At 74.9% G+C, this 26034-nt stretch carries 25 protein-coding genes; 10 read left to right on the top strand and 15 right to left on the bottom strand.

The annotated features are described in order from the left end of the window. Positions 1 to 21 precede the first annotated feature (21 nt). Entirely contained in the window at positions 22 to 660 is a 639-nt protein-coding gene (locus tag ACFWPI_RS33170; RefSeq protein WP_380377726.1) for a C40 family peptidase, read from the top strand. Between the two features lie 7 nt (positions 661 to 667). Here the strand turns inward: ACFWPI_RS33170 and ACFWPI_RS33165 are convergent, their stop codons facing one another. Beyond that, a complete protein-coding gene (locus ACFWPI_RS33165) occupies positions 668 to 1225 on the bottom strand; it encodes a MarR family winged helix-turn-helix transcriptional regulator (protein WP_380377724.1) in 558 nt (185 codons plus the stop codon). Between the two features lie 95 nt (positions 1226 to 1320). Between ACFWPI_RS33165 and ACFWPI_RS33160 the strand changes: the two genes are divergently transcribed. After that, positions 1321 to 1731 (top strand): VOC family protein, encoded by a 411-nt coding sequence (locus ACFWPI_RS33160; protein ID WP_380377722.1) that lies wholly within the window; start codon positions 1321 to 1323, stop codon positions 1729 to 1731. Here the strand turns inward: ACFWPI_RS33160 and thrS are convergent. From thrS to ACFWPI_RS33145, 3 genes are all read right to left on the bottom strand, one after another. After that, positions 1725 to 3020 (bottom strand): threonine--tRNA ligase, encoded by a 1296-nt coding sequence (gene thrS / locus ACFWPI_RS33155; protein WP_380377720.1) that lies wholly within the window; start codon positions 3018 to 3020, stop codon positions 1725 to 1727. The two genes, ACFWPI_RS33160 and thrS, sit on opposite strands and share 7 nt — an antisense overlap. 199 nt (positions 3021 to 3219) lie before the next feature. Next, entirely contained in the window at positions 3220 to 3942 is a 723-nt protein-coding gene (locus tag ACFWPI_RS33150) for a leucine-rich repeat domain-containing protein (RefSeq protein WP_380377718.1), read from the bottom strand. 120 nt (positions 3943 to 4062) lie between these two features. Further along, positions 4063 to 4932, bottom strand: a complete 870-nt coding sequence (locus tag ACFWPI_RS33145) for a helix-turn-helix transcriptional regulator (protein WP_380377716.1) — start codon at positions 4930 to 4932, stop codon at positions 4063 to 4065. A 114-nt stretch (positions 4933 to 5046) separates the two neighbouring features. On the opposite strand from ACFWPI_RS33145, the gene ACFWPI_RS33140 reads away from it, so the two are divergent. Further along, positions 5047 to 6633: an MFS transporter gene (locus ACFWPI_RS33140; protein WP_380377714.1), complete on the top strand. Its 1587-nt coding sequence runs from the start codon at positions 5047 to 5049 to the stop codon at positions 6631 to 6633. Positions 6634 to 6758: 125 nt separating this feature from the next. Here ACFWPI_RS33140 and lpdA read toward each other — a convergent pair whose 3' ends face one another. Together lpdA and ACFWPI_RS33130 are read right to left on the bottom strand one after the other, a co-directional pair. Next, complete coding sequence (gene lpdA, locus ACFWPI_RS33135) at positions 6759 to 8165, bottom strand: dihydrolipoyl dehydrogenase (protein ID WP_380377712.1); 1407 nt, start codon at positions 8163 to 8165, stop codon at positions 6759 to 6761. A 315-nt stretch (positions 8166 to 8480) separates the two neighbouring features. Then, a complete protein-coding gene (locus tag ACFWPI_RS33130; protein WP_380377748.1) occupies positions 8481 to 9980 on the bottom strand; it encodes a M28 family peptidase in 1500 nt (499 codons plus the stop codon). Between the two features lie 285 nt (positions 9981 to 10265). Between ACFWPI_RS33130 and ACFWPI_RS33125 the strand changes: the two genes are divergently transcribed. Then, entirely contained in the window at positions 10266 to 10445 is a 180-nt protein-coding gene (locus ACFWPI_RS33125; protein WP_380377710.1) for an antitoxin, read from the top strand. A gap of 143 nt (positions 10446 to 10588) precedes the next feature. On the opposite strand, the gene ACFWPI_RS33120 is transcribed toward ACFWPI_RS33125, so the two are convergent. Then, a complete protein-coding gene (locus ACFWPI_RS33120) occupies positions 10589 to 10774 on the bottom strand; it encodes a hypothetical protein (RefSeq protein WP_380377709.1) in 186 nt (61 codons plus the stop codon). Between the two features lie 74 nt (positions 10775 to 10848). On the opposite strand from ACFWPI_RS33120, the gene ACFWPI_RS33115 reads away from it, so the two are divergent. Further along, positions 10849 to 11469 carry a TetR/AcrR family transcriptional regulator gene (locus tag ACFWPI_RS33115; protein WP_380377706.1) on the top strand — a complete coding sequence of 207 codons (621 nt, stop codon included), beginning with the start codon at positions 10849 to 10851 and terminating at the stop codon, positions 11467 to 11469. On the opposite strand, the gene ACFWPI_RS33110 is transcribed toward ACFWPI_RS33115, so the two are convergent. Both ACFWPI_RS33110 and ACFWPI_RS33105 read right to left on the bottom strand, forming a co-directional pair. Beyond that, positions 11456 to 11983: a DinB family protein gene (locus ACFWPI_RS33110; RefSeq protein ID WP_107452797.1), complete on the bottom strand. Its 528-nt coding sequence runs from the start codon at positions 11981 to 11983 to the stop codon at positions 11456 to 11458. The genes ACFWPI_RS33115 and ACFWPI_RS33110 overlap by 14 nt on opposite strands. 37 nt (positions 11984 to 12020) lie before the next feature. Continuing rightward, positions 12021 to 13352: an MATE family efflux transporter gene (locus ACFWPI_RS33105; protein WP_380377704.1), complete on the bottom strand. Its 1332-nt coding sequence runs from the start codon at positions 13350 to 13352 to the stop codon at positions 12021 to 12023. Between the two features lie 129 nt (positions 13353 to 13481). On the opposite strand from ACFWPI_RS33105, the gene ACFWPI_RS33100 reads away from it, so the two are divergent. The 5 genes from ACFWPI_RS33100 to ACFWPI_RS33080 all read left to right on the top strand — a co-directional run bounded on the left by ACFWPI_RS33100 (position 13482) and on the right by ACFWPI_RS33080 (position 17629). Continuing rightward, positions 13482 to 14018: a PadR family transcriptional regulator gene (locus ACFWPI_RS33100; protein WP_380377702.1), complete on the top strand. Its 537-nt coding sequence runs from the start codon at positions 13482 to 13484 to the stop codon at positions 14016 to 14018. A gap of 187 nt (positions 14019 to 14205) precedes the next feature. Beyond that, positions 14206 to 15075 carry a class I SAM-dependent methyltransferase gene (locus tag ACFWPI_RS33095; protein WP_063345995.1) on the top strand — a complete coding sequence of 290 codons (870 nt, stop codon included), beginning with the start codon at positions 14206 to 14208 and terminating at the stop codon, positions 15073 to 15075. 303 nt (positions 15076 to 15378) lie between these two features. Further along, positions 15379 to 16263 carry an oxaloacetate decarboxylase gene (locus ACFWPI_RS33090; protein WP_380377699.1) on the top strand — a complete coding sequence of 295 codons (885 nt, stop codon included), beginning with the start codon at positions 15379 to 15381 and terminating at the stop codon, positions 16261 to 16263. Beyond that, positions 16263 to 16562 carry a hypothetical protein gene (locus ACFWPI_RS33085; RefSeq protein WP_208869031.1) on the top strand — a complete coding sequence of 100 codons (300 nt, stop codon included), beginning with the start codon at positions 16263 to 16265 and terminating at the stop codon, positions 16560 to 16562. Before ACFWPI_RS33090 ends, ACFWPI_RS33085 begins: the two co-directional genes overlap by 1 nt. Continuing rightward, complete coding sequence (locus ACFWPI_RS33080) at positions 16559 to 17629, top strand: bile acid:sodium symporter family protein (protein ID WP_063345997.1); 1071 nt, start codon at positions 16559 to 16561, stop codon at positions 17627 to 17629. The genes ACFWPI_RS33085 and ACFWPI_RS33080 overlap by 4 nt, the downstream gene beginning before the upstream one ends. Before the next feature lie 95 nt (positions 17630 to 17724). Here ACFWPI_RS33080 and ACFWPI_RS33075 read toward each other — a convergent pair whose 3' ends face one another. The 6 genes from ACFWPI_RS33075 to ACFWPI_RS33050 all read right to left on the bottom strand — a co-directional run. Continuing rightward, entirely contained in the window at positions 17725 to 20490 is a 2766-nt protein-coding gene (locus ACFWPI_RS33075; protein WP_380377746.1) for a BTAD domain-containing putative transcriptional regulator, read from the bottom strand. 214 nt (positions 20491 to 20704) lie between these two features. Then, positions 20705 to 21547, bottom strand: coding sequence for a hypothetical protein (locus tag ACFWPI_RS33070; RefSeq protein ID WP_063345999.1), 843 nt, complete (start codon positions 21545 to 21547; stop codon positions 20705 to 20707). Further along, on the bottom strand, positions 21544 to 23358 hold the full coding sequence (locus ACFWPI_RS33065; protein ID WP_380377696.1) for a GMC family oxidoreductase: 1815 nt from the start codon (positions 23356 to 23358) through the stop codon (positions 21544 to 21546). Before ACFWPI_RS33065 ends, ACFWPI_RS33070 begins: the two co-directional genes overlap by 4 nt. Further along, entirely contained in the window at positions 23355 to 23714 is a 360-nt protein-coding gene (locus ACFWPI_RS33060; RefSeq protein ID WP_380377694.1) for a hypothetical protein, read from the bottom strand. The genes ACFWPI_RS33065 and ACFWPI_RS33060 overlap by 4 nt, the downstream gene beginning before the upstream one ends. 286 nt (positions 23715 to 24000) lie before the next feature. Continuing rightward, on the bottom strand, positions 24001 to 25047 hold the full coding sequence (locus ACFWPI_RS33055) for a TIGR03617 family F420-dependent LLM class oxidoreductase (RefSeq protein WP_363373142.1): 1047 nt from the start codon (positions 25045 to 25047) through the stop codon (positions 24001 to 24003). A gap of 82 nt (positions 25048 to 25129) precedes the next feature. After that, positions 25130 to 26034 (bottom strand): NADase-type glycan-binding domain-containing protein (locus ACFWPI_RS33050; RefSeq protein WP_380425214.1); only part of this gene is annotated, 905 nt, incomplete at its 5' end.

Raw genomic sequence — 26034 nt, 5'->3', positions numbered from 1 at the left:
GCCGACACCAGGAGGTCCCCCATGGAATCCCGACCGCCGTACCGCGACGAGGCCTCCGGGGTCCGCCGGCGCCGGATGCTGGGCCTGGCACTCGGGGCGGGGCTCGCCCCGGCCCTCACCCCGGCCGCGACGGCGACCGCGACGGCGACGGCGACATCAACGGCCCGGTCGGATACCCCCGTGGTCGCGTCCGCCGCCCTGGGCCGCCGGGTCGCCGAGGTGGCCACCGCCCAGCTCGACGTGCCGTACGCCTGGGGCGGCGGCGACCGGCTGGGGGCGAGCCTCGGCTTCTGCGACGACGAGAACGGCTACCTGGACGGCGTCTGCCTGGGCGAGAGCACGGTCGGCTTCGACTGCAGCGGCCTGTCCCTCTACTGCTGGTACCGGGCCAGCCACGGCACCGTCGAGCTCGGGCACTACACCGTCGCCCAGTTCCACCGCAGCGCCCCGGTGGAGCGTGACGCCCTCGCCCCGGGCGACCTGCTGTTCTTCTCCCGCCCGGACGCGCCGCTGCACCACGTCGGCATCCACGTCGGCGACGGCGCGATGATCCACGCCGAGCGCACCGGGACGCTGGTCGCCCGGGTCGAGCACGCCCTCGACGTCCCGCGCTGGGCCGGCGAGTTCGCCGGTGCCCGCCGCCCCGGGCCGGCCGGCTGAGCGGGCCTCAGAGGCCGCGCCGCTCCCCCGACCCCGGCCCCTGGCCCTGGCCCTGGCCCTGGTGGACGCGCAGCAGCAGGCCGTGCAGCAGCTGCCGCTCCCGCGCGTCCAGCGGCGCCAGTACCTCGTCCTGCACCGCGCGCGCCCGGGCGTCCAGCTCCGCGAGCAGCGCCCGCCCGGCGTCGGTGACCGACACCGAGACCCGCCGCCGGTCCGCCGGGTCGCGGACGCGCTCGACGTACCCGGCGGCGGCCAGCTGGTCGGCGACCTTGGCGAGGTCGCTCGGGTCGATGCCCAGCCGCTGGACCAGGTCCCGCTGGGCGTGCGGCCCGAAGTCGGCGAGCGCGGCCAGCACGGCCATGTCCCAGAGCCGCAGGCCGTGTTCGGCGAGCTGCTCGGCGAGGCGCCCCCGTGCCGTCCGGCCGATCCGGGAGAGCAGGTAGGTACTGAGGTCGAGCAGCGTCGGCGGCAGGGAGGGAGCGGACAGGGAGGGGGCGGCCAGCGGGGGTTCGGGGAGCAGGGGTTCGGGGAGCAGGGGTTCGGGGAGCAGGGGTTCGGGGGCCATGGCGTCAGTCTAGGGTCCGTCCCTATAGTGGGTGCCGACCCACTAATATCGGACCGATCCGACCCGATGAATCCTCGAGCCCGGGAGCTTCGACCGTGGACGCCCTGTACCCCCGCCTGCTCGTGACCCGTTTCGCCGAGTGCTTCCGGTTCTACCGGGCGGTCCTGCCGCCCCTCACCGGCGCCGCCCTGGTCAAGGGCGCCCCCGACGGCCCCTACGCCAACTGGGACGTCGACGGGCAGGCCGTCCTGGTGCTCTTCGACCGCCCCGCGATGGCAGCCGCCCTGGGCACCACCGGCCTGCCCGAACGCCCGGCCGCCCCCGCCCAGGACGCCGCGATGCTGGTCTTCCGGGTGGCCTCCGTGGACGACGCGTTCGCCCTCTGCCTGCGGCACGGCGGCACCCCGGTCGTCGGCCCGACCGACCGGCCGCAGTGGGGCCCCAACCTGCGCAGCGCCCACCTGCGGGACCCGGACGGCCACCTGATCGAGCTCCAGTCCTACTGACCCGCCCCGCCCGGTCGGCGCGCGGGGTCGTCCGCCCAGAGGTCGGCGCTGCACGCCGCCACCAGTGCGCCGATCCTGGCCCAGGCCTCCTCCGCGGGCAGCGGTTCGAGTCGGCGGCCGTCCCGCAGCCGCAGCGCGACCCGGTCGTCCACGGCCTCCTTGGCCCCGATCACGGCCTGGTACGGCACCAGGCGCGCCGCCCGGATCCGAGCGCCCAGGCTGCCGTGCTCGGGCCCGGCGACCTCGGCGCGCAGCCCGAGGTCGAGGCAGCGCTGCCGGAACCGCTCGGCCTGCGGCAGTTCGCCCTCGGAGACCGGCAGCAGCACCACCTGTACCGGGGCCAACCAGGCCGGGAACGCGCCTCCGTACAGCTCGATCAGGTGGGCGACCACCCGCTCCACGCTGCCGATCACGCTGCGGTGGACCATCACCGGCCGGTGCTTCGCGCCGTCCGGGCCGATGTAGTGCAGACCGAAGCGCTCGGGCTGGTGGAAGTCGATCTGCACGGTGGAGAGGGTGAACTCGCGCCCGGCGCCGTCGGCGATCTGCACGTCGATCTTCGGCCCGTAGAAGGCGGCCTCGCCCTCTGCCGCCTCGAACGGCACGCCGGAGCGTTCCAGCACGTCGGTGAGCAGCGCGGTGGCCCGTTCCCAGAGGGCCGGATCCGCCACGTACTTGCCGCCCGCGCCGGGCAGCGAGAGCCGGTAGCGGACCGGTTCGATGCCGAGCGCGCGGTGTGCCGCGCGGATCAGCTCCAGTGCTGCGACGGCCTCGTCGGCGGCCTGCTCCGGGGTGCAGAACACGTGCGCGTCGTTCAGCTGGATCGCCCGGACCCTGGTCAGCCCGCCCAGCACGCCGGACAGTTCGGAGCGGTACATGCCGCCCAACTCGGCCATGCGCAGAGGGAGTTCCCGGTAGCTGTGGGGCCGGGAGCGGTAGATCAGGGCGTGGTGCGGGCACAGGCTCGGCCGGAGCACCATCTCCTCCGAGCCCAGTTCCATGGGTGGGAACATGTCCTCGCGGTAGTGCGCCCAGTGGCCGGAGATCTCGTACAGCTCGCGCTTGCCGAGCACCGGCGAGTACACGTGGCGGTAGCCGGCCCGCCGCTCGCGCTCGCGGATGAACTCCTCCAGGGTGTGCCGGATCGCGGCGCCGTCGGGCAGCCAGTAGGGCAGGCCGGAGCCCATCAGCGGGTCGGTGTCGAACAGGTCGAGTTCGCGGCCGAGCTTGCGGTGGTCGTGCGCGGCGCGGTCGCGCATGGGGTGGTCGTGCATGGCGCGGTCGTGCATGGGGTGGTCTCCACTCGGGTCGGCGGGCGAGTGGTCCGGAAACGGCGAAGCCCCGGGGCACTCGCCCCGGGGCTTCGGACTAGGTCAGCAGTCAGCGCACCGGGACTCTCTCCGGCGTCGTCGTGGCGAGTGCAGCGCGCTTCATGCGATCCACGATAACAGGGCACCGACCGCCGTGGTGATCTTTATCCGCGGCCGCTCAGAACAGGACGGCGCAGCCGCGCGCGTCGAGCGCGGCGAGCAGCCGCGGCGAGGGGCGCGCCTCGTTCCACCGCAGGTCCAGCTTCTCCAGTGCGGGCAGTTCGGCCAGCCAGTGCGGCAGTTCGGTGATCCGGTTGCCCCGCAGGTCGAGCCGGCGCAGCAGCGGCAGCCCGGCGAGCACCGGCGGGACCTCGGCGAGCGCGTTGTCCCGCAGTTCGAGTTCGCGCAGTGCGGTGAGGCCGCCGAAGGTGTCCGGCAGGGTGGTCAAGTCGTTCCCGCACAGCCAGAGTTCACGCAGGGAGGTCAGTTCGCCGAGGCGGTCGGGCAGCGCGGTGAGCCGGTTGCGCTGGGCGCGCAGCTCGACCAGGGCGGTCATCTCGCCGATGGCGGAGGGGAGTTCGGTGAGCCGGTTGTCGCCGAGGTTGAGGTAGCGCAGCGCGGTGAGGCGGCCGAGCGCGGCCGGCAGCGCGGTCAGCGCGTTGTCGTGCAGGTAGAGGAAGTCGGCGAGCCCGGTCAGCTCGCCCAGTTCGGCGGGCACGCCGGTGAGCCGGTTGTGTCCGAGGTCGAGGGTACGAAGCCGTCGCAACCTGCCCACCTCGGGCGGCAGTTCGGTCAGGCCGGTCTCGGCGAGGATGAGCACGGTCAGGTCGGTCCGGTCCCACACCTCGGCCGGCACCGCGCCGAGGGGCCGGCGCCAGAGGTTCAGCGTCACGTCTGTCACGCCCGTCATTGTCCCGTCCACGCGCCCGCCCCCGTGCCCCTCGCCCTCCCCGCCCCGCTGGACCACCGGGCAGCGCCGCACCCCGGCCGGGAGGCGCTGCTGGTACCGGGCGGCCCCGGCTCACCTGCCCGGGGCGGCGGCCGTGAAGCCGCCGAGGAAGGTGAGCGCCTCCTCGGCCGGGCTCCCGGGGGCGGCCGTGTAGACGACCAGGAGGTGGCGCGCGGCGCCGGGCGCCTGGAAGGTCTCGTAGTCGAGCGTCACGTCGCCGACCACGGGGTGCCGCAGGCGCTTGGGGCCGTGGGTCTTCTCGTGCACGTGGTGGCCGGCCCACAGCCGGCGGAAGTCGGCGCTGCCGAGTGCCAGTTCGCCGATCAGGCGCACGAGTTCGGGGTCGTGCGGGTGCCGGCCGGAGGCCATCCGCAGGATGCCGACGGTGGTGCGCGCGGCGTCCTCCCAGTCGAGGTGGACGTCCGGCGCGCCCGGGTCGAGGAAGATCCGTCGGGCCAGGTTGCGTTCGCGCGGCGGGAGTTCGGGGAAGTCGGCGATCAGCGCGGCGGCCAGCCGGTTCCACGCCAGGACGTCGTTGCGGTCGTTCATGATCAGCGCGGGGGTGGTCGGCATCGCCTCCACGACCCGCCGCAGGGCGGGGCGCAGGGCGTCGCCGTCCCGTCCGGCGCCCGCCGTCCTGGCCGCCGAGCGGCGGGGCGGGCGGGCCAGGTCGTACAGGTGGGCGCGCTCGGCGGGGCCGAGCCGCAGGGCGCGGCCGAGCGCGTCGAGCACCTCGTCGGACGGGCGCTCGGCGCGGCCCTGTTCCAGCCGGACGTAGTAGTCGGTGCTGAGGCCGACCAGTTCGGCGACCTCCTCGCGCCGCAGGCCGGGCACCCGGCGGCGTCCGGTCGGCGGCAGCCCCGCCTGCGCGGGTGACACCAGCGCCCGCCGGGTGCGCAGGTAGTCGCCGAGGCTGGCGGCGAGCGTGATCGGTTCGGCCATGCGTTCCAGTATGGGGCGCCCGGCCGGGGGTGCGGGGGCCGGAGGGTGGCCCTGTCACACCCAGGGAACGGGGCTCTCTTCATCCGGCGGCGGCGCCCGCGAACGATCGGGGCCATGACTGCTTCCCCCCGCCTCGACGACGCCCGTCCCGGCGACGCCCGTCCCGAAGACGCCCGCCGCGCCGCGCCGCCCCGGACCGAGCACCCGGCGGGCACGGCCGCTCCCCCACCGCGTACGGACGGCGGTCCGGGCGGTTACTGGGCGACCGTCACCGCAGTCGGCTGCGCCAGCATGATGCTGCCGTTCTCGGTGACCGGGGCCGCCGTGGCGCTGCCCGGCATGACCGCGCAGCTGGGCTCCTCGGTGGGCGCCGCCCAGTGGATGCTGAACGCCTTCAACCTCACCTTCGCCGCGCTGCCGCTGGCGGCCGGCGGCCTCGCGGACCGGATCGGCCGGCGGCGCGTGCTGCTGTCGGGGATCGCGCTGGTCGGCGCGCTGTCCGCGGTGGTGGCGCTCGCGCCGTCGATGGCCGTGGCCGACGCCGCCCGGGCGGTGCAGGGGTGCGGGGCGGCCGCCGTGCTGGCGGCGGGCGCGGCGGTCCTGGCCCAGTCCACCTCCGGGAGACGCCGACGGCTCGCCTTCGGGATCCTCGGCACCTCCTTCGGCACCGGCCTGGCGATCGGGCCGCCGGCCGCCGGCCTGCTGGTGGAGGCGGCCGGCTGGCGGTCGGTCTTCCTGCTCGTCGCCGTCCTGGCCCTGCCCGCGTGGCTGTGCGCCACCCGGGCCCCGGAGTCCCGCAACCCGGACCACCCCGGGATCGACCTGCCCGGGGTGGTCTGCTTCACCGGCGGGCTCGCCGCGCTGTCGTACGCGCTCGTGCAGGCCGGCACCGCCGGCTGGACGGCGCCGGGCACGCTGCTGCCGCTGGCGGGCGCGGTGCTGCTGCTGGTCCTGTTCGCCGGGGTGGAGGTCCGCCGGGCCGGGCGCGCCATGGTCGACGTCCGGCTGTTCCGCAGGACCGAGTTCCTCGCCGTGGTGTGCCAGCCGTTCACCGTCACCCTGGGGTTCGTCGTGCTGCTGGTCTACCTCCCGGCCTACCTCCAGGGTGTGGGTGGCAGGAGCGTCCTGACCAGCGGTCTGCTCCTGCTGCCGATGACGGCGCCCGTCCTCCTGCTGCCGTTGGTGGCCGGGCGCCTCGCCGCCGCCGTCTCCGTCCGGGCGGTGCTGACCGCGGCCTCCGCGCTGATCGCGGCGGGCTCCCTGCTGCTGGTGACGGTGCGCGGCGACGGGTCGTGGCTCGCGCTGGCGGTGCCGCTGCTGCCGTTCGGGGCCGGGGTCGGGCTGGCCTTCGGGGTGATGGACGACGCGGCCGTCGGAACCGTCCCCGCCGAGCACGCCGGGGCCGCCGCGGGCGTCTTCAACACGATGCGGATCACCGGGGAGTCCGTGGCCGTCTCCGGGGCCGCCGCGCTGCTCAGCACGCTGACCGCCGCGCACCTGGGCGGCAGCGGCCTCGCCGCCGACGAGGCGGCGCAGCTCGCGGGGCAGGCCGTCCAGGGCAGGGTGGCCGCGGCGCACCAGGCCGCCCTGGCCGCCGGGTTCACCGACGCCCTGCACGTCCTCGGGCTGGTCCTCGCCGCCCTGTCCGCCCTCGGCGCGGTGCTCACCTACCTCGCCCTGGCACCGGACGGGTCGGCCTGATCCGCCGTCGGAGCCGGGGCCGGGGACCGGGGCCGCCTCCGCCATCGGAGCCGGGCCCGGGGCCGCCGGAAAGCGGCAGGGCCCGCCCGGGAGGTCGGGCGGGCCCTGCCGTCATACGGTGCGCGTCACATGTTGATCATGTGGCCGGCGAGGCCGTGGATGGCCTCCTTGACCGCCTCGCCGAGGGTGGGGTGGGCGTGCACGTTGCGGGCGACCTCGTGGACGGTGAGGTCCCACTGCTGGGCCAGGGTCAGCTCGGGCAGCAGCTCGGTGACCTCGGGGCCGATCAGGTGGGCGCCGAGCAGCTCGCCGTACTTGGCGTCGCTGATGACCTTGACGAAGCCGATCGGGTGGCCGAGGCCGTGCGCCTTGCCGTTGGCGGTGAACGGGAACTTGGCGACCTTGACGTCGTGGCCCAGCTCGCGGGCCTGCGCCTCGGTGTAGCCGAAGGAGGCGATCTGCGGCTGGCAGTAGGTGGCGCGCGGGATCATGGCGAAGTCGACCTCCATGGTCTCCGCCCCGCCGATGGTCTCGGCGGCGATCACGGCCATCGTCTCGGCGGCGTGCGCGAGCATCAGCTTGGCCGTCACGTCGCCGATCGCGAAGATGTGCCCGGCGCTGGTGCGGCCGCGGCCGTCCACCGCGATGGCGCCGCGGTCGGTCAGCTTGACGCCCGCGTTCTCCAGGCCGTAGCCGTTGACGCGCGGCGCGAAGCCGATCGCCTGGAGCACCTTGTCGGCCTCCAGCACCTGCTGCCGGCCGTCCCTGGTGACGGTGACCTTGACCTTGGCGTTCGGGTCGCTGTCGTCGATCGACTCGACCCGGGTGGAGGTGAGCACCTCGATGCCGAGCTTGCGGTACTGCTTGGCCAGTTCGGTGGAGACCTCGACGTCCTCCAGCGGCACCACGCGGTCCAGGAACTCGACGATGGTGACCTTCACGCCGTAGTTGTGCAGCACGTACGCGAACTCGACGCCGATCGCGCCGGCGCCCGCGATGATGATGCTCTCCGGCAGCTGCTCGGTGAGGATCTGTTCCTCGTAGGTGACCACCCGGTCGCTCAGGCTGGTGCCGGGCAGCAGCCGGGTGGTGGCACCGGCGGCGATGACGCAGTGGTCGAAGGTGACGACGTCGAAGCCGCCGCCGCTGAGCGCGACCTGGAGGGTGTGGTCGTCGACGAAGGTGCCCCAGCCGTCGTACTCGGTGATGCCGTTCTTCTTCATCAGGTAGTGGACGCCCTTGACCCGGCCGTCGGCCACCGACCGGCTGCGGCGGAAGGCCTCGCCGAAGTCGAAGGTCACCTGGCCCTCGACCTTGATGCCGAAGGTCTTGGCCTCCTTGGTGAAGATGTGGGCGAGCTCGGCGTTGCGCAGCAGGGCCTTGGAGGGGATGCAGCCGACGTTCAGGCAGACGCCGCCCCAGTACTTGGCCTCGATGACGGCGGTCTTCAGGCCGAGCTGAGCGGAGCGGACGGCGGCGGTGTAGCCGCCGGGGCCGGCGCCGAGGACGACGACGTCGTAGTGCGTGCTCATGTTGCTGACTCCTCCGAGGGTGTCACGGTCTCGTGATCTCGGCCCCATGGTGTCAGGACCGGGTTCGACGCACCCACCGGGTCTCGGCGGATGCGCTCCGCGCGGCACCGTACCCGGCCCGGGGCCGAATTGTCAGTGCCCTCGGCTACGGTGCTCGCAACCTCGCCGGGCAGGAGCGAGGCCCGGGGTGAGGCCCGGGCTGGGGTCCGGGGGTGCGAGCGGGAGGAGGGGCCGAATGGCGGACGAGCACGGCGGAGCCGGCGGGTGGGGCGGGTGGGCCCGCCGCCCGAGGACGGCAGCGGGCCCACCCGGGCGTCAGGCCGTCACCTCGTGGGCGTGGCCCCCGCTCATACCGCCGCCGCCACCCGCCTGGCCGGCGGGGTGCTGCGGCGGCACGGGCCGGTTCAGTGAGGAGAGGTCCCAGGCGTAGGTGCCGACGGCATGGGCGATCACATCGATGTTGACGTCGAAGGCGTCCATGTCGATGTTCTTCAAGCCGTCGCAGGCCTTGTGGTAGCAGGCGTCGAAGGCCACGCCCGCCGTGCCGCCGTAACGCTCCTCCTGCGCCGGCGACTTGACCACCTCGGCGCCGGTGTCGGTGCCGCCGGCCGGGATGCCCGCGTCGATGAACGGGCCGTAGTCGGAACGGCCGTTGAAGGCGGTCGGCTCGTGCGGCAGGCCCCGGCCGTCCAGGTACCCGGCGAGGTCCCGCTCGATCTGCGCCGAGCCCTCGGGGCCGGCGCCGCCGCCGGTGCTGCCCGAGCCGTCGTAGACGAACTGCGCGTAGTTGGGAGAGGCGATCATGTCGAAGTTGAGGTAGAGCCTGATCTTCTTCCGGTCCGCCTCGGAGAGCGACTTCACGTACGCCTCCGAGCCCTTGAGGCCGAACTCCTCGGCGGACCACCAGGCGAACCTGACCTTGTTCTTCACCGGGTGGACGGTCAGGTTGCGCGCGACCTCCAGGATGCCCGCCGCCCCGGAGCCGTTGTCGTTGATGCCGGGCCCGGCCGGGACGGAGTCCAGGTGCGCCCCGACCATCACGGTGTCGGCCGGGTCGCCGCCCCTGGTCTCGGCGATGACGTTCCAGGTCTTGCGCGGCTCCATGAAGGTGCGGATGTCGAGGTTCAGCCGCACCTGGCCGACGGCGGCCTTCGCGGCCAGCGCCTCCCCGGCGGCCCGGGTGATCCCGCCGACGGGGATCCTGCCGGCCGCAGGGTCCCCGAGGGTGCCGTTGAGGTCGCCCTCGGTGTTGTTGTAGATGATCGCGCCCACCGCGCCGGCCGTCGCGGCCGCGGCCTGCTTGACCGCGAAGCCGCAGCCGCCGCGCTGGATCAGCGCGATCCGGCCGGTGAACGCGCCGGCCGGGTAGTCGGTGGGCGCGCAGCCGGTCGCGGCGCTGACCGGGACGACCGCCAGGTCGGCGTTCAGGCCCGCGTCCGGGCCGCCGGGCGAGTACGTCATGGCGATCAGCGGGATGCTCTCGGCCTGCGGGGACAGCACCTGCAGCCGCTCCGAGCGGGCCTCGAAGAAGGTGTACTCGAACTCCTGCCGGGACACCTTCAACCCGGCCCGGCGGGCCTGCTCGTAGACGTAGCGCGCGGACTCGTCGTGCCCCTTCGAACCGGCCACCCGGGTGCCGCCGTTGCGGTCGGCGATCCGCTGGAGCGCGGCCAGGGTGTCGTGGGCGCTCGCGGCGTCGGCGGCCTCGACCAGGCGCGCGGCGAGCCGCTCGCCCCTGCGCGCCGGGTCCGGGTCGGCGGCCGCGCCGCCGGCCCCGGCCAGCAGCAGCGGGGCGGCCAGGGCGGCGACGGTCAGGGCGGCGCCCGCGCTCCGGACGGTGGCGGTGCGCGGGCGCTGGGCCCGGTGCTGCTGGTGCGGTATCGGGGTGGACTGGTCGAGCGGGCTGGTCGGGCGGAGGGGCAGGGAGATCGGGCGGCGGGCTCGTGGCTTCAAGGCGACTCCTTCCGGCGGTCCGTGAACTCCCGATTTGACATGACCGGCATCACGTTGCCAAGGCCGCCGCGCGGCCGCGGGATGCGGACGGCGGCGGAGGCGGTGATCCTGGAGGGGTGGGGCCGTCTCTTCCAGGAGCGTGACCAGATGTCCATGTTGGATAAGCTCAAGGGCCTGTTGAAGGGCCACGAGGACCAGGCCGACAAGGCCGTCGACAAGGCGGGGGACGCCGTCGACGAGCGCACCCAGGGCAAGTACAGCGGCCAGGTGGACGCCGCCCAGGAGCAGGCGAAGAACCAGTTCCGCGACCAGCCGCCGCAGCAGTAGCAGCCCGAACCCCCCGTACGCCTGGGGCCCCGGTCAGGCCCGCCCGGCCGCACCGGGGCCCAGCCGTTCCGGGCCGGGGTTCAGGCGTTCCGGGCCGCCGTTCAGCCGTTCCGAGCCGGGACCGAGCCGTCCTGGACCTGCAGTCAGCCGTCCTGCTCCGGCGCGGCCTCGGCCTCGGCCTTCGCCGCGGACTGCCGGGCCTCCGCCTCGCCGTCCGCGCTCCCCGCCCCGCAGTTCTCGCACGGTTGCGGCCCGGGCCGCTCGCGCAGGCGCCCGCACTCCGGGCACACCCGGTCCAGCCAGCAGGCCGCCTCTCCGCCTTCGTCCATGCCTCCGATTCTGGCCGAAGCGCCCGCGCCGAGGCGAGTAGACACTGTCTACAGCGGCCTGGTAGACAAGGCCCATGACCGATCAGGAGAAGGACCTGCGCGCGCGCCTGGTGGCCGCCGGCGTCGAACTGGTGACCAGGGAGGGCGTCCACGCCCTCGGCCTGCGCGAGATCGCCCGGCAGGCGGGGGTCTCGCACGGAGCCCCCCGCCGCCACTTCCCCACCCACCGCGAACTGCTCGCCGCCATCGCGCGACACGGGTTCGGCAGGCTCACCGACACCCTGGCCGGCGCCGACGCGCTGGCCGCCACCACCGGCGCGGCCCCCCGCACCCGGCTCGACGCGCTCGCCCGCGCCTACCTCGGCTTCGCGGCGGCCAACCCCGGCATGTTCGAGCTGATGTTCCGTCACGACCTGCTGGAGGGCAGCGGAGCCGAGCTGCGGCAGACCACCCTGCCGATGTTCCACACCGTCGCCCGCCTGGTCGGCGAGGCCCGCCCGGAGTCCACCGATCCCGGACCGGCGGCCGCCGCACTGTGGGCGAACCTGCACGGCCTGGCCCAACTGCGCGCCTGGGGCAGCCTGCAGCTCATCACCGGTGGCGAGGACGTCGAACCGCTGCTGCGCGCCGCCCTGGACGCCCACCTCGGCCCGGCCCCCGGGGCCCTCCCCCAGGGAGCCGTCACACGCCGGTGAGGCCGTCGATGCTCTCCCGGAGCAGGTCCGCGTGGCCGTTGTGGCGGGCGTACTCCTCGATCAGGTGCACCAGGATCCAGCGCAGCGAGACGGTCTCCGAGCCGAACACGGCCGCCGCCCGCTCGGAGAGGCGTCCGGTGTCCTCCAGCGCCGCCGCGGCGGTCAGTTCGCGGCCCTGCTCGACCTCCGCCCGCCAGTCGGCCAGCGCCTCGGGCATCCCCCGCTCCGGGGTGAGCGCGTAGCCGCCCTCGCCGTCCGCGCCGTACAGCGGCGGCGCCTCCCGGCCGGCCAGCACCCGCTGGTACCAGGTGCGTTCGACCTCGGCGAGGTGCTGGACCAGGCCGAGCAGCGTCATCGTCGACGGCGGGACGGCCGCCAGCCGGACCTGCTGGTCGTCGAGCCCGGCGACCTTCTGCACGAGAGTCGCCCGGTGGAACTCCAACCAGCCTTCCAGCATGGCGCGTTCGTCCGCGTGCGGGGACGGCAGCGGCCGCCCGTCGAGTGTCGGTCCCATGGGCTCCACTGTGGCACAGTCGGGCGACCGGAGGCGATCATCCGACCGGCTCCAGGGCCCGGTCGCCCTGGTCCGCCAACGGCGCGGGCCGCCTGGCCCGGCGCCGGGCCAGGAGCAGCAGCAGGCCGAGCTGCACGGCCGCGCCCACGGCCGGCCCCACCCACACCCCCGTCACCCCGAGCGGCCCCGACAGGGCCGCGGAGGCGGCGAGTTGGGCGCCCAGTCCGAGCAGCACGGAGAGCACCAGCGGCCGACCGGCGCCCGCCGCCTGGTGCACCCCGCCGAGGGCGACCACCAGCGCGTACGGGAGCAGGTAGAACGCCGCCATCCGCAGGAAGCCGACGGACTGCCCGGCCACCGCCGGGTCGTCGGTGAACAGCGCGGTCAGCGGGGCGGCGAGCGTCGCGGACAGCACCGCCGCGACGGCACCGAGGAGCGCGGCGAGGCGTCCGGTGGCGCGGTGCAGCGCGCCCAACTCGGTGGCACGGCCCGCGCCGCAGAGGCGGGCGGCCTCGATCGCGGCGGCTTGCCGGAGCGCGTAGAACGCCATGGTGACGACCAGCAAGGCCCGGTAGCCGATGCCGTACCCGGCCACCGCCGCGACGCCGAAGCCTGCGACCAGGGCGAGTTGGGCCGTGCCGACGGCCATCCGGGCGGTGAAGTCCAGGCCGAACGGCGCTCCCGCGCGGACGATCCGGCCAGCCGCCGCGCCGGTTCCCCCGGGGGGTGCGGGCAGCCGCGGCCGCAACCGCAGGGTGACGGCGAGGGCGACCGCCCGCGAGCCGGCCAGGGCCAGCGCGGCGCCCGCCACCCCGAGCGCGGGCACCGGGCCGGCGCCGAGGACGAGCAGCGGGTCGAGGGCGAGCAGCAGCGCGTTCGACAGCAGGGCCATCCGCATCGGGGTGCGGGTGTCGCCCGCGCCCTTGAACAGTTCGTCGGCGACACGCTGGCCGGAGAACAGGGCGAACGCCGGGAAGGCGACGGTGAAGTAGTCGGCGGCGAGGGCGGCGGCGGCGCCGTCCAGGAAGGCGCCGGCCAGGCGGTCGCGCAGCAGGAAGCCGGGGACGGCGAGCGCGAGGCTGCCCACCGCGCAGAGCCGCCAGGCCGCGCGGGCGGTGCGGGCGGCGTCGTCGCGGTCGCCGGCGCCGAGCGCGCGGGAGAGCCGCACGCTGGTGCCGGAGCCGACCACCAGGACGAGCCCGAGCAGCAGGTTCTCCACGGTGCCGGCCAGGGTGACGGCGGCGACGGCCGCCCCGCCGAGGCCCGCCACCCAGAAGGTGCCGATCACCGAGGCGATCACGTTGGACAGCAGTTCGACGTAGACCGGTCCGGCCAGTGCGGCCAGTCGTCGCGACGGACGCCCGTGCATGCTTCCTCCCCGTTCCGCCACCGCCTGTCGGTGGCTCACCTCGAATAGAGATACCTCGTATCGAGGCACATCGACAAGAGGTAACATGGGGCGCGCCACAGGGCGCACTCCGACGAAAGGGCTTCGACCGTGCTGACCCTCGCGATCCTCGGCTTCCTGTACGACCAGCCGCTGCACGGCTACCAGCTCAAGTCCCGGATCACCGGCCTCACCGGCCACGTCCGACCGGTCAGCGACGGCGCGCTCTACCCCGCCATCGCCAGGCTGGAAAAGGCCGGACTGCTGCGCCGCCGCGCCGAACCGGGCACCGGGGCCGCACCGCGCCAGACGCTGGAGCTCACCGAGGAGGGCCGGGCCGAGCTGCGGCGCCGGCTGGCCGACCCGGAGCAGGCCGAGATCACGGACCAGATCCGCTTCTTCGCGCACGCCGCCTTCCTGCACCACCTGGCCGACCCGCCCGCGCAGGCCACCGTGCTCCGGCGCCGGCTGGCGTTCCTGGACGAGCCGAGCAGCTTCTTCCACGACGGCGAGGGCCGCGCGGTCACCGCCGAGCTGGAGCCGAACCCCTTCCGGCGCGGCATGCTGCTGGTCGCCCGGGCATCCACGGCGGCCGAGCGGGCCTGGCTGACGGAGACCATCACCGAGCTGGACGGCCAGGCGCACTGACCCGTGAGGCCGGGGACGCGACCCGGCGCGCGCGTTCGCACAGCAGCGCGAACGCGCGAAATCGCACCGTTGCGAACCGGCTCCCGGTCGGCCTCCGCGTCGCTATGATGATCGGCCTCACGTCCACGGCATCCCCTCCGCGGCGTGAACCCGCCACCGCGCCCCGCCCGCCCTCCTGGAGGCCGCCGTGCCCACCGCCGAGACCACAGCCACCCGCCCCGCGCCACTGACCCGGGACGACATCCCCGGCTGGTTCTTCCGTCTCGACCGGGCGGCCTTCGGCCACCTGCTGGCGGCCCAGACCACGGCGGGCGCCACCGGCGACATCCTCGAACTCGGCAGCTACCTCGGCCGCAGCGCCGTCCTGCTCGGCGACCACCTCCAGACCGGCGAACGGCTGACCGTCTGCGACCTGTTCGACTCCGAGGCGGGCGACGCGGACAACGCCGCCGAGATGGCGATGTCCTACCGCAAGACCCTCACCCGGAGCGCCTTCGAGGCCAACTACCTCGCCTTCCACGGCGAGTTGCCGGAGATCGTGCAGGCGCCCACCTCGGTGCTGGCCGACGGCCGGATCCCGGCCGGGAGCTGCCGGTTCGTCCACGTCGACGCCTCCCACCTGTACGAGCACGTCGCCGGGGACATCGCGGTGACCAGGGCGGCGCTCGCCGACAACGGCGTCGTGGCGCTGGACGACTACCGCTCGGAGCACACCCCCGGCGTGTCGGCGGCGGTCTGGGAGGCGGTCTTCACCGGCGGCCTGCGGCCGGTGCTGCTCACCCCGATGAAGTTCTACGGCACCTGGGGCGACGCCGCGGCGGTCCGGCAGGTCCTGCTCGCCCGCGACTGGCGGGCCGAGGGCTACACGGTGGACGACGACACCATCGCCGGGGAGCCGGTGCTGCGGCTCAACTACCAGGTCAAGGCCCCCGTCCAGCAGTCCACCTCGCGCCGGCTGGCGCTGGACCTGCTGCCGCCGGTCGCCACCCGGGCGACCCGCCGGGTGCTCCGGACGCTGCGCGAGCGCCGCGCCGTCCGCCCCGTTCCGGCGTCCTGACGCACCGGCGCGCCGACGCGCGCCCGCAACTCCCCCCGCCACGGCTACGGCTACGTGCTCATCGCCGAGGTCGCGGGATTCTCCGGCGACCGGGCCGACCGGATCAGGGCGGTGGCGTGGATCTTCCACGCCACCGCCCTTTTCATATGTCTGACATATATTCAATTCCGCGCCTCACTCGAATGAGTGAATCTCTCTTAAAGATTTGCCCACGGAACGTTAAAGGCCACATAGTGATGGCACCTCAGTTTGGTCTAGGGAAGACCAAGTTCAGGCAAAGCCACCGCGAGTGAGGAGAAGGCCATGTTCCACGGAACCACGGCGTCGGGCCACGGGCAGCGGCTCCGCGAGGAGATCGCGAGCCCGGGAGCCACGCCCCTCATCGGCGTCTACGACATGTACTCGGCCTCCATCGCGGCCGAGCACTACAACGGCATGTTCGTCTCCGGATTCGGCTTCGCCGCCTCCTACTACGGCCTGCCCGACATCGGATTCATCGCCTGGCCGGACATGGTCGGCTTCGTCGAACGGTTGCGCGGCGCCTTCCCCCGGCACCATCTCCTGGTCGACATCGACGACGGCTACGTCGATCCCGAGGTCGCCTGCCACGTCGTGCGCAGGCTCGAACGCATCGGCGCTTCCGGCGTCATCCTGGAGGACCAGAAACGGCCGCGCCGCTGCGGCCACGCCGACGGCAAACAGGTCCTCCCGCTGGAGGAGTACCTGGAGAAGCTGGACCTCGTCCTCGCCAACCGGACGGACCTCCTGGTGGTCGCCCGCACCGACGCCACCGAGGAGGAGGACATCCTGCGCCGCGCCCGGGCCCTCGCCGCCACCGACGCCGACGTGGTGCTGGTCGACGGGGTGCGCAGCGAGGACTGGATCCGGCGGATCCGGGGGGTCGTCGGCGACAAGCCGCTGCTGTTCAACCAGATCGCCGGCGGCAAGTCCCCCCGGCTGTCGCTCTCCGAGCTGACCGAGCTGGGGGTGGACGTCGCCATCTACAGCACGCCCTGCCTGTTCGCGGCCCACCGGGCGATGGACGAGGCGCTGGCCGGGCTGAAGGTGGCCGACGGGCGGCTGCCGGCCGACGCCGGGGAGAGCCGGCAGATCGGCGTGCGGGAGTCCACCGAACTGCTGGAGCGGAACATCGCGCGCTCCCGCCCGTTCGCGGGGGTGACGGCGTGATGGCCGGGCTGCGCGGTCCCGCCCCGCCCCCGGCGGCCGCCGTCCTGCGGGCCACCGCGCTGGGGCTGGCCGGGGCGTGCGGCCTGCTCGCCGGCGCGGCGGCGCCTGCGGCGGCGGGCGGGGGGCTGATCACGCTCGTCGACAACTCCAACGCCGACTCCTGGGTGGAGATCGATCGCACCGCCAACGTCCAGAACGGCAGCGGCTCGGCGGGCAGCGACCACGACGGCGCCGGGTCCCTGGTGGGCGGCCTGCTCGGGTCCGGCCCGGGCGGGGCGGCGATCGGGGGTGGCCGATGACCGACGACACCGCCCGCCGGGGCCGGTGGCGCGGGCTGTGGCCGCGCCGGCTCGACCCGTACCTGGCCGCGCTCGCCGGGGCGGTCGGCCTGGCCGCCCTGTTTCCGGCCACCGGGGGATCGGCGCGGGTGGCGGCAGTGGCCTGCAACCTGGCGGTGGCGCTGCTGTTCTTCCTCTACGGCGCCCGGCTCTCCGCCCGCGAGACGCTGGCCGGGCTGCGCCACCTGCGGCTGCACGGGCTGGTGCTCGCCGCCACCTTCGGCCTCTTCCCGCTGCTCGGGGCGGCCACCGCGCTGCTCACCCCCGTCCCACTCAGCGGGCAGTTGCAGACCGGGGTGCTGTTCCTCTGCCTGCTCCCGTCGACGGTGCAGTCCTCGGTGGCGCTGACCGGCGCCGCCGGGGGCGACGTCCCGGCGGCGATCTGCGCCGGGACGTACTCCAGCCTGGCCGGGCTGCTGCTGACGCCGCTGCTGGCGGCCTGGCTCCTGGACGTGCACACCGCGCTGTCGGCCGAGGGGCTGCTGCGGATCGGGGCCCAGTTGCTCGCGCCGTTCCTGCTCGGGCAGGTGCTGCGGCCGTGGATCGGCGCCTTCCTCACCCGGCACAGACGGGTGCTGACGCCGGTGGACCGGGGCTCGATCCTGCTCGTCGTCTACACCGCGTTCAGCGCGGCGACGGCCCAGGGCAGCTGGGGCCTGGCCACCCCGGGCGCCCTGCTCGGTCTGCTCGCGGTGCTGCTCGCCCTGCTGGCCGCCGCGCTCGCGGTCACCGGGCTCGGTGCACGACTGCTGGGGCTCGACCGGCCGGCCACCATCGCGGCGGTGCTGTGCGGCTCGCAGAAGAGCCTGGCGAGCGGCCTGCCGATGGCCACCGTGCTCTTCGGGCCCCAGGCCGGGCTGCTGGTCCTGCCGTTGATGGCGTATCACCAGCTCCAGCTGGTGGTCGGCACCGTGCTCGCCGGACGCTGGGCCCGCGCGCCGGATGCCACGCCCGCCGGGCAGGCCCCGCCCGCCGATCGGGTACCGGCCGCGCTCACGGGGCCGGGCGGGCCGCCCGTTCCCGGGTGAGCCGGCGCCTGGGGCCAGCGTCTGCGGCCCGGCGTCTGGGGCCGGACGGCGGCACTCGGCCGCGGTGTCCAGCCGGGCGCCGCGGCCGGCAGCCGCTACCCGTTCCCGCAGGTCCGTACCGCTGCGGCGCGCGCGTAGTAGTCGGCGGCGTCGGCGGTGAAGCCGTCCTGTTCCGCGAGACGGCCCGCGCGGTCGAAGTGGTGCCACGCCTCGCCGTTGCGGTCCAGGGTGGACAGGGCCCTCCCGCAGATGTCCAGGAGCATCGCGCGGCGCGCCACGACCTGGTCCTCCGGGGCGAGGTCGAGCGCGCACCGCGCGAGGGTGAGCGCCTTCGCCGGGCGCTCGTTCAGCAGGTGGTACCGGGCCAGGTAGTAGGTCGTGAGCATCTCGGTCTGCGGGCTGCCGGCCCTGCGGGCGAGCTGTGCGGCCCGCTCGTAGCCGAGGCCGGCCAGGTTCGTGTCGCCGAGTGCCTCCCGGGCCTGGGCCAGGTTGGCGGTGGCGATCGCCTCACCCTCGGTGTCGTCGGCGCGCCGGGCCAGGTCGGGTGCGCGCAGCAGGTGCGGCAAGGCCTCCTCGTACCGGCCGTTCTGCCCGAGGACCCAGCCGAGCAGGCTCCTGACGCGGGATTCCGCGTCGGCCTCGGCCAGTTCGACGGCGGAGCCGAGGGCGTGGCCGAGCGGAGCCTCCCAGTCGGCTCCGGGCTGCTGGACGACCAGGGGCCACAGCAGCAGGGCGAGTCGCCACGCCCGGTGGTGGTGCCGGCCGGCGGCGGCCGCCGCGGTGGCGGCGACGAGGTTGCGCCGTTCCCTGGCGTACCAGGCCATGGCCTCCTCCCGGTCGGCGAAGACGGGCGTCGACACCGGCGTCCGGAAGTCCTCCGGGAGCCGGCAGCAGGGTTGGCTGCCCGCCACCGCCGCGCTCGCGGCGGCCAGGGCGGCGTACAGGTAGTGGTCGAGGAGCGGAAGGAGGCGGTCGCCCCCGGGGGCGGGGCCGAGCGAGCGGGCGAACAGCCGGATGAGTCCGTGCAGGGCGTAGCGGTCGTGCCCCCGCTCCTCCACCAGGTTGGCGGCGACGAGGCGTTCCAGCACCGCGCGGCTGCCGGCCGGGCTGTCGTCCGCCAGCGCGGCGACCGCCGCCACGTCGATGTCGGGGCCGAAGTGGTGGGCCAGCAGCCGGAGGACGGCGACCGCGTCCGGCGGGAGGTGGTCCACGCTGACGCGCAGGACGGAGGCGAAGTCGATGCCGTCCACCGCGAGGAAGGAGATCCGCCGCTGCCCGTCGCGGAGTTCCTCGACCGCGTCGCCGAGCGAGCGCTCGGGTCGCACCGCCAGCCGGGCCGCCGCCAGTCGCAGGGCCAGCGGCAGCCCGTCGCACAGCCGCACCAGGCGCCCGGCGGCGTCCGGTTCCGCTCCGACCCGGTCCGGGCCGAGGATGCGGGCGAACAGTGCCTCGCCCTCCCCCGGCCCGAGCCGGTCCAGCAGCAGGGGGCGGGCGCAGTCGCCGGCGACCAGGCTCTCCAGCCGGTTGCGGCTGGTGACGACGGTGGCGCAGCCGTGGGCGCCGGGGAGCAGCGGGCGGACCTGGTCGTAGCTCAGCGCGTCGTCGAGGATGACCAGGAGGCGGCGGTTGCGGAGCAGCGAGCGGTAGAGCGCCTCGGCTGCGGCGGTGTTCTGCGGGATGTCGTCGGGCTGGATGCCGAGCGCGCCGAGGAAGTCCCGGATGACGAAGGCGGGGTCGGCGATCGGGGCGGTGTCGATGAAGCCGCCGAGCCGGGCGAAGAGCACGCCGTCCGGGAAGTCCGCCGCGGCCTGTTGGGCCCAGTGGGCCACCAGCGCGCTCTTGCCGATCCCGGCCGGCCCGGTGACCAGGCAGATGGGCGAGTCGTGTGCGGTGTGCCGCACGGCCGCGTCGAGGGCGGCGAGTTCACGCTTGCGCCCGGTGAAGCCGGCCGGTCGGCGGGGCAGCAGGAGCGGTCGCCGCAGGTCGTTCGCGCCCGGCTGTCCCGCATGTCCCGCGCCGCGGTGCGCGTCGGCCTGGCGGTGCGCATCCTCCTGGCGGTGCGCGCCCGCTTGGCTGCGGGTGTCGGCCTGCCGGTCCGCGGCCTGCTGCCCGTGGGGGTCCCCGGGCCGGTGCGTGTCCTCCCGTCGGCGTGCGGCGCGTGGCGGGCTGAGGATCCGGTCGTAGGCCTCGACCATCGCGGGGCCCGGGTCGACGCCCAGTTCGTCACCGAGCAGTCGGGCCGTCCGGTGGTAGAGCTCGATGGCCTCGGCCTGCCGGTTCGTCGCCAGCAGGGCGTCGAGCAGGAGCGCCACCAGGGATTCGCGCAGCGGATGCCGGTCCGCCGGGCCGCGCAGCACCGCGACGGCCTCTTCGGCGCGCCGGCCCGCGGTCAGCGCCTGGCCGAGCTCCTCCACCGCGCCGAGCCGCGCCTCCTCCAGTTCCGCTGCTGCGGCGACGACCGGGGGTGTGCCGCAGAGTCCGGCGAGCGCCGGGCCGCGCCAGAGCGCGAGGGCCTTGCGCAGCGCCGGGATCCCGGCCGGTGCGCCGTCGCCGGTGCGTGCTTCGGCGACGGCGGCGCGGAACCGCTCGCCGTCGATGTGGCCGGACGGCGCCTGGAGGAGGTAGCCGTCACAGGCGGTGGCGATGGTGACCGGGCCCACGGGGTGCAGCAGCCGGCGGAGTTGGGAGACGTGCCCCTGGATCACGGTCTTGGCGTGTCTGGGCGGCTGCTCGCCCCACAGGGCGTCGGTGAGGCGGTCGTTCGTGACCAGCGCGTCGTTGGCGAGGAGGAGCATCGCCAGCAAGGTCCGGCGTTTCGGTGGCCCGATCTCGACAAACTGCCCGTTGCACCGGACTTCCACCGGTCCGAGCAGCCGGAATTCCAACAAGGGTCCCTCCCCACTGCCGATCACCTGCGCAATGGGTAAGGCTACCCTTGTCAGTGGACACTCACGCGCACACCCCCGGCTGCGGAGGAGCGGTCAGGGGTGCACACGAGAACGGCGTCCACGGTCCGCCGCCCGCCCACTCAGGTGGTGTCGACCCTGACCGTAACCCGCCCTCGACTGATGGGCGTCACCGGACGTAGTAGGCGCGGTTGTGGGCGGCGACCGGCGGGGACTGGTAGGTCCAGACCCCGGCGGCCGGGGCGTCGGCGATCAGGTGGGCGAGGTCGCGGGCGGACTCCTCCGCGGGGTTGCCGAGGTCGAGCCGGACACGGTCGGCGGTGCGGTCGTCCAGGGCGTAGTAGCGGTAGGGGTGGTAGACGTTGAGCGGGCCGGCGAGCAGCTTGCCCTCGTCATCGGTGCCGTAGCCGGTGATCGGGGTGTTGTTGACGGATTCGGCGGTGAGGCCGATCAGGTTCACGTCGAGGGCGAGGAGTTGCTCGTCGTGGCGGCGCAGCCCGTCCTCCCCGAGGGTGGCCCGGCGGCAGGAGACGGACCAGCGCTCGCGCACGGCGGGGGCGTTGAGCGAGGGCAGCGCGGTCTCGAACCAGCCGGGGTGCTTGGGCTCGGCGTACAGGCGGCGCCCGGCGTCGATGGCGAGCGGGTTGTCGCACAGGACGTGCAGGCGGGCGATCCCGAGCAGCTTGGTCTGGTCGTAACCCCGGGCGTACTGGCCGTAGTTGAGGACCGGGAGGCGGTCCCCGGCGAACACCGGGTGGGCGACCAGGTTGATCTCCAGCTCCTCGGTGATGCCACCGCCGTTCGGGTACTGGGCGAAGTACAGCTGGTAGTTGAGGGACACGCAGGCCCCGCCGTCGAACACGGCGGCGGTCAGGCCGGGGTGGCGCTTGCCGAGCAGTTCGCGCGCCCGCTCGGGCTCGACCAGGTAGTCGACGCCGATGTTGTGCAGCGCGCCGTAGTGGAAGGGCAGGTGGTACGGCTCCGGTACGGGCGGGAGCGGCAGGCCGGTCATGGTGTCTCCGGAAGGGCGGGCGAACGGGTGGCGGGCGAAGGAGCGACGGACGAAGGGGTACCGGCGACGGACACCGGGTGGTGCAGGTCCAGCAGGTCCTGGTGGATCCGGTCGGCGCTGCGCAGGGCGAGGGCGGCCATGGTGAGCGAGGGGTTGGAGGTGCCGAGCGAGGGCATCGAACCGCACCCGACGGCGTACAGGTTGGGGTGGTCCCAGCAGCGCTGCCAGTGGTCGACGACGGAGGTGGCGGGCGAGTCGCCCATGACGTGGGTGCCGCCGGCGTGGCCCGCGCCCCGGTACCCGTAGGCGGTTCCCAGGTGTTCGAGGCGGCCCGGCCACTGCGGACCGGCCGGGTAGGCGGTGTGGTCCTCGGCGCCGAGCAGGGCGAACAGCTGGTCGGAGACGGCCCGGGCCGAGACCATGCCCGCACGGACGTACTCGTCGAGGTCGTAGCGGACGGCCGGGCCGGGGAGGCCGAGCGGATCGCGCCGGTCCGGGTCGAGGGTGACCCGGTTGGCCGGGTCGGCGGGCTGCTCCAGTTCGAACTGGAGCGAGAACTGACGGCCGAGCCGGTCGCCGAGGCGTGCCCGCAGCTCCTTGCCGCGCAGCCCGGCGGCCAGCAGTGCGGCCGTCTCCGCCTCGGGGGAGCCACCGGCCCAGGACCAGCCCCAGTTGCCGATCTCGATCCGGAACGGGGCCCGGCGGGCGCGGGCCGGGCCGAAGCGGAAGGCCTCCAGGCCGCTGGTGGAGCCGGGCCCCCGGTAGGGGCCGACCTGGCCGGGCATGAGCCCCCAGGTGAGCAGCGCCGGGTGGTCCATCAGGTTGCGGCCCACCTGGTCGCTGCGGTTGGCCAGGCCGGACAGGAGCAGCAGCCGGGCGTTCTCGACGGCGTGCGCGGCGAGGACGACCAGGTCCGCGTCCACCCGGTGGGCCGCGCCGCCGGCCAGGTACTCCACCCCGGTGGCGCGCCCGGTCACCGGGTCGGCGAGCACCCTGGCCACCACGGCCCCGGTGCGCAGTTCGACGCAGGGCGCCCAGCGGGCCTGGGTGCGCAGCGGCGTGTACTTGGCGCCGGTCGGGCAGACCGGGACGCAGCTGGCGCTGCCCGCGCAGGGCGGGCCGAAGCTGTCGCCGGGCCGGGTGGGCAGGCCGTTGCGGGCGTGCGGGGTGCCGGTGACGGCGAGCCGGGCGGGGCCGGGCATGGCGGGGTCGCGGACGGTCCGGCCGTCGAGGGCGTGGGCGAGCCGGCGGTCGAGGTGGCTGGCCGGGATGGCCCGCATGGGGAAGGCGTAGTCGTCCGGGATCGGCAGTCCGACGGCGCGGCGCTGCTCCCCGGCGTCGGCGGCGACGCCGAGTTCGTGTTCGGCGGCGCGGTAGTACGGCTCCAGGTCGTGGTAGCCGATCGGCCAGTTGCGGCCTCGGCCGAGGTCGCCGGTGCGGAAGTCCTCGGGGTGCATGCGCGGGGTGAGGCCGGTCCAGAGCAGTCCGGTGCCGCCGTTGGCGCGCAGGTAGCCGCTGGCGTAGGGCAGCGGGCCGTCCTGCCGGAGGTGTCCGGTGGCGGTGAAGCCGCCGCCGGGGAGCCCGGTGAGGTCGGTGACGTCGAGGGACGGGGCGTCGGGGTGGTGCGGGTAGGGCGAGGTGGGCGGGCCGCCGCCGGCCGCGCGGAAGGCGGCGGCGGTCTCGGGCCCGGAGGGCGCGGCCCGGCCGGCTTCGAGGACGAGGACCCGCCGGCCCTGCGCGCCGAGGCGGTGGGCGACCAGCGTTCCGGCGAAGCCGGCGCCGACCACGACGACGTCCCAGCAGGCGGTCACCGTTCCTCGCCCCCTCGGGGTGCCTCGGCCCAGCTGCCGTGGCCGGGGGCGGCGGCGCCGGGCGGGTCGGCGCGGAAGGTCCGCCAGGCCAGGCCCTGGTCGTAGGCGCGGGCGGAGCTGGGGGTCTCGCCCGGCCAGGCGCCGACGTACCAGAGGTGGACCAGGGCGTGGTCGTCGCGGACCCGGTGGGCCAGGGCGGTGCGGTGGTGCTCGTGCGCCATGCCGGTGGCGCGCAGCTCGGGCTCGTCGAAGCCGGTCAGTTCGGCGCAGACGCGCAGGAACTCGTCGAAGTCGGCGAGGTCGTCGGACGCCCCGAACTCGGCGAGGCAGTCAACGGCAGGATGGTCGTCTGGCACGGACAAGCGGGCACCCCCACGGTCGTCGACGGTGGCCAAGACATGACAGACCGTGGGGTGGGTGAAGTCGGCGGCCCGTCACGGTCTGCCAGCGCGATCCTGCCGCCCGCCGTCGTCACCGGGAACCCGTTGCCCGAATGTGCCCGGTCTTGGCCGTCTCCTGCCCGATCGGCCGCCCACCGCGTTCGGTCGGCGGCTGTTTCCGGTCGGGGAGCGGGGGCTGGCGAGGGTACGGCGAGAGGCCCGGCGGGGCCGGGCGGAGGTCCGACGAGGGGTACGGCGGGGGTCAGCCGAGGGCGCGGACGGCCGCCAGGACGTCGAGGCCCAGCTCCGGATCCGCCTCCTCCGGCAGGCTGACGGACAGCCGGTCGACCAGGCCCGCGTACCGGCGGGTCAGCTCGCGGGCGACGTCCTCAACCGGACCGGACACCGCGAAGGTGTCGAACACCTCGTCGTCGATCAGTGCGGCCATCTCCGCCCAGCGGCCGCGCACCGAGTGGGTGTGCAGTTCCTCCTGGAGCCCCTCCCACCCGTGCTGGGCCAGCACCGGACGGTAGGCCGGGGTGGAGGCGTAGAACGCCAGCCGCTCCCGCACCCCGGCCCGGTTGGCCGCCAGTTCCTCCTCCGTCCGACCGGTGGCGGTCAGCACGCTGCCGGCGACCTCGAACGGCCGCGCCGTCCACGGGGCGCCCTCGGCCTCGGCCTGCGCCCGGGCCCCGGTCAGACCGGGCAGCACCTGCTCGGCCAGGTAGGCGGGCGACGAGAACGGGTGACTGAGGAACCCGTCGGCCACCGCCCCGGCCGTACGGGTCATCAGCGGCCCGACGCCGGCCAGCAGGATCCTCGGCACCCCGGCGGGGACGGGGTCGGGCGAGAAGACCGGCGTCATCATCGTGTGGGTGTAGAACTCGCCCCGGAAGCGCAGCCGTTCGCCGGTCTGCCAGCTGTGCCAGATCGCCCGCACCGCGTGCACGTACTCGCGCATCCGCGCGGCCGGCCGGTCCCAGGGCATCCCGAAACGCTTCTCGATGTGCGGCTTGACCTGCGAGCCCAGCCCGATGACGGCCCGTCCGCCGGAGGCCGCGTGCAGCCCCCAGGCCTGGTAGGCGAGCGTCATCGGGGTGCGGGCGAAGGCCACCGCGATGCCGGTGGCCAGCTCGATCCGCTCGGTCCGGTCGGCGGCGCGGGCCAGCTGGAGGAACGGGTCGTACGCGGTTTCGGCGACCACCAGGCGGTCCATGCCCCGGCGTTCGGCCCGCTCGGCGGCGTCGAGGATCCCCGCCGGGTGCCCGGAGGCGGTGGCGTCGAGACGGAAGGCGGGGGGTCGGTGCATGGCGGTGCTCCTGGGCGCGGGCTGCGGCGGTACCCGGGTAGCCTCCCACGCCGGCGCCCGGGCCCACCTCCGCAGCCCGCCCTCAGCGTTTGAAGAACTCCACCTCGGCCAGCGCGATGGGGATTCCGGGCCCCGTCCCGGCGGCGGCGCGGACGACCATCGTCACCTTCACGACGTCGCTGACGCCGGTCAGCACCGTCTGCGGGCCCGGCTTGTCGTTCAGCGTCACCTTCTGCTCGTGCACCTTGCCGTCCGAGGTCGTCATCCGCAGGTCCAGGGCGGTGGGCCGGGCCTGCTGCTGGAACTGCTGCGGCTCGGTGGAGGAGCCGGTGTGGATGATGACGTCCACCAGCCGGAACGGGCGGGCGAAGGGGAAGCTGATCGAGTCCCCGACGTTCGGCGCCCCCCAGTAGGTGTTGCTCAGCCCGTCGACGGTCAGTTTCGCGGGATGGCCCTCGACCTCCGCGCTCGCCGCCGCCCCGGTGGGGGAGATCGCCGAGGCGTCGCGGAGCTTGTCCAGCACGTCCTCGTAGATGTTCCGCCCCGCCGGGTAGAACAGCACCCCCGCGACCACCAGCGCCGCCAGCACGAGCAGCGCGATCATCCGGCGCAGGGTGCTGCCGGAGCCGCCGATGCGCACGCGGCGCCGGAACGGCCAGCGGGTGCGCCACCACGGCAGGGCCGCCACGAGTTCGGTGGGGGTCAGCGGCTCCGCGCACCGCCGGCAGAACTTCCGGTCGGGCCGGTTGGGCGTGCCGCACCGGGGGCAGGGCGGGCCGACCTGGGCCTCGTCGGCCGCGGCCGGGCGGACGGTCGGGCGGGGCGCGACCGGCTTGGCGGGCTGCACCGCCACCGGGTCCGCCGCCGCCGGCTGCCGGGCGGCCGTGGGCTGCGGCGGCACCGCACCGGGGCGGACCGGCGGCACCTCGGAGGCGGGTGCGGGTGTAGCAGCGGGCGCGGCGGCGGGCGGCCTCGCCGGCTCGGCGG

Origin of the sequence: Kitasatospora sp. NPDC058492, from assembly GCF_042720685.1 — a bacterium.
Classification (GTDB): domain Bacteria; phylum Actinomycetota; class Actinomycetes; order Streptomycetales; family Streptomycetaceae; genus Kitasatospora.
Note: the sequence above shows the minus strand (reverse complement) of the source record. Positions and strands in the feature narration are given on the sequence as shown.

What these genes read in the sequence shown, in the direction of transcription:
- ACFWPI_RS33170 (WP_380377726.1), top strand. Translation starts at nt 22, where the DNA reads ATGGAATCCCGACCGCCGTACCGCGACGAGGCCTCCGGGGTCCGCCGG.
- ACFWPI_RS33165 (WP_380377724.1), bottom strand. Translation starts at nt 1,225, where the DNA reads ATGGCCCCCGAACCCCTGCTCCCCGAACCCCTGCTCCCCGAACCCCTG.
- thrS (WP_380377720.1), bottom strand. Translation starts at nt 3,020, where the DNA reads ATGCACGACCGCGCCATGCACGACCACCCCATGCGCGACCGCGCCGCG.
- ACFWPI_RS33145 (WP_380377716.1), bottom strand. Translation starts at nt 4,932, where the DNA reads ATGGCCGAACCGATCACGCTCGCCGCCAGCCTCGGCGACTACCTGCGC.
- ACFWPI_RS33140 (WP_380377714.1), top strand. Translation starts at nt 5,047, where the DNA reads ATGACTGCTTCCCCCCGCCTCGACGACGCCCGTCCCGGCGACGCCCGT.
- lpdA (WP_380377712.1), bottom strand. Translation starts at nt 8,165, where the DNA reads ATGAGCACGCACTACGACGTCGTCGTCCTCGGCGCCGGCCCCGGCGGC.
- ACFWPI_RS33125 (WP_380377710.1), top strand. Translation starts at nt 10,266, where the DNA reads ATGTCCATGTTGGATAAGCTCAAGGGCCTGTTGAAGGGCCACGAGGAC.
- ACFWPI_RS33120 (WP_380377709.1), bottom strand. Translation starts at nt 10,774, where the DNA reads ATGGACGAAGGCGGAGAGGCGGCCTGCTGGCTGGACCGGGTGTGCCCG.
- ACFWPI_RS33115 (WP_380377706.1), top strand. Translation starts at nt 10,849, where the DNA reads ATGACCGATCAGGAGAAGGACCTGCGCGCGCGCCTGGTGGCCGCCGGC.
- ACFWPI_RS33110 (WP_107452797.1), bottom strand. Translation starts at nt 11,983, where the DNA reads ATGGGACCGACACTCGACGGGCGGCCGCTGCCGTCCCCGCACGCGGAC.
- ACFWPI_RS33105 (WP_380377704.1), bottom strand. Translation starts at nt 13,352, where the DNA reads ATGCACGGGCGTCCGTCGCGACGACTGGCCGCACTGGCCGGACCGGTC.
- ACFWPI_RS33090 (WP_380377699.1), top strand. Translation starts at nt 15,379, where the DNA reads ATGTTCCACGGAACCACGGCGTCGGGCCACGGGCAGCGGCTCCGCGAG.
- ACFWPI_RS33085 (WP_208869031.1), top strand. Translation starts at nt 16,263, where the DNA reads ATGGCCGGGCTGCGCGGTCCCGCCCCGCCCCCGGCGGCCGCCGTCCTG.
- ACFWPI_RS33080 (WP_063345997.1), top strand. Translation starts at nt 16,559, where the DNA reads ATGACCGACGACACCGCCCGCCGGGGCCGGTGGCGCGGGCTGTGGCCG.
- ACFWPI_RS33070 (WP_063345999.1), bottom strand. Translation starts at nt 21,547, where the DNA reads ATGACCGGCCTGCCGCTCCCGCCCGTACCGGAGCCGTACCACCTGCCC.
- ACFWPI_RS33055 (WP_363373142.1), bottom strand. Translation starts at nt 25,047, where the DNA reads ATGCACCGACCCCCCGCCTTCCGTCTCGACGCCACCGCCTCCGGGCAC.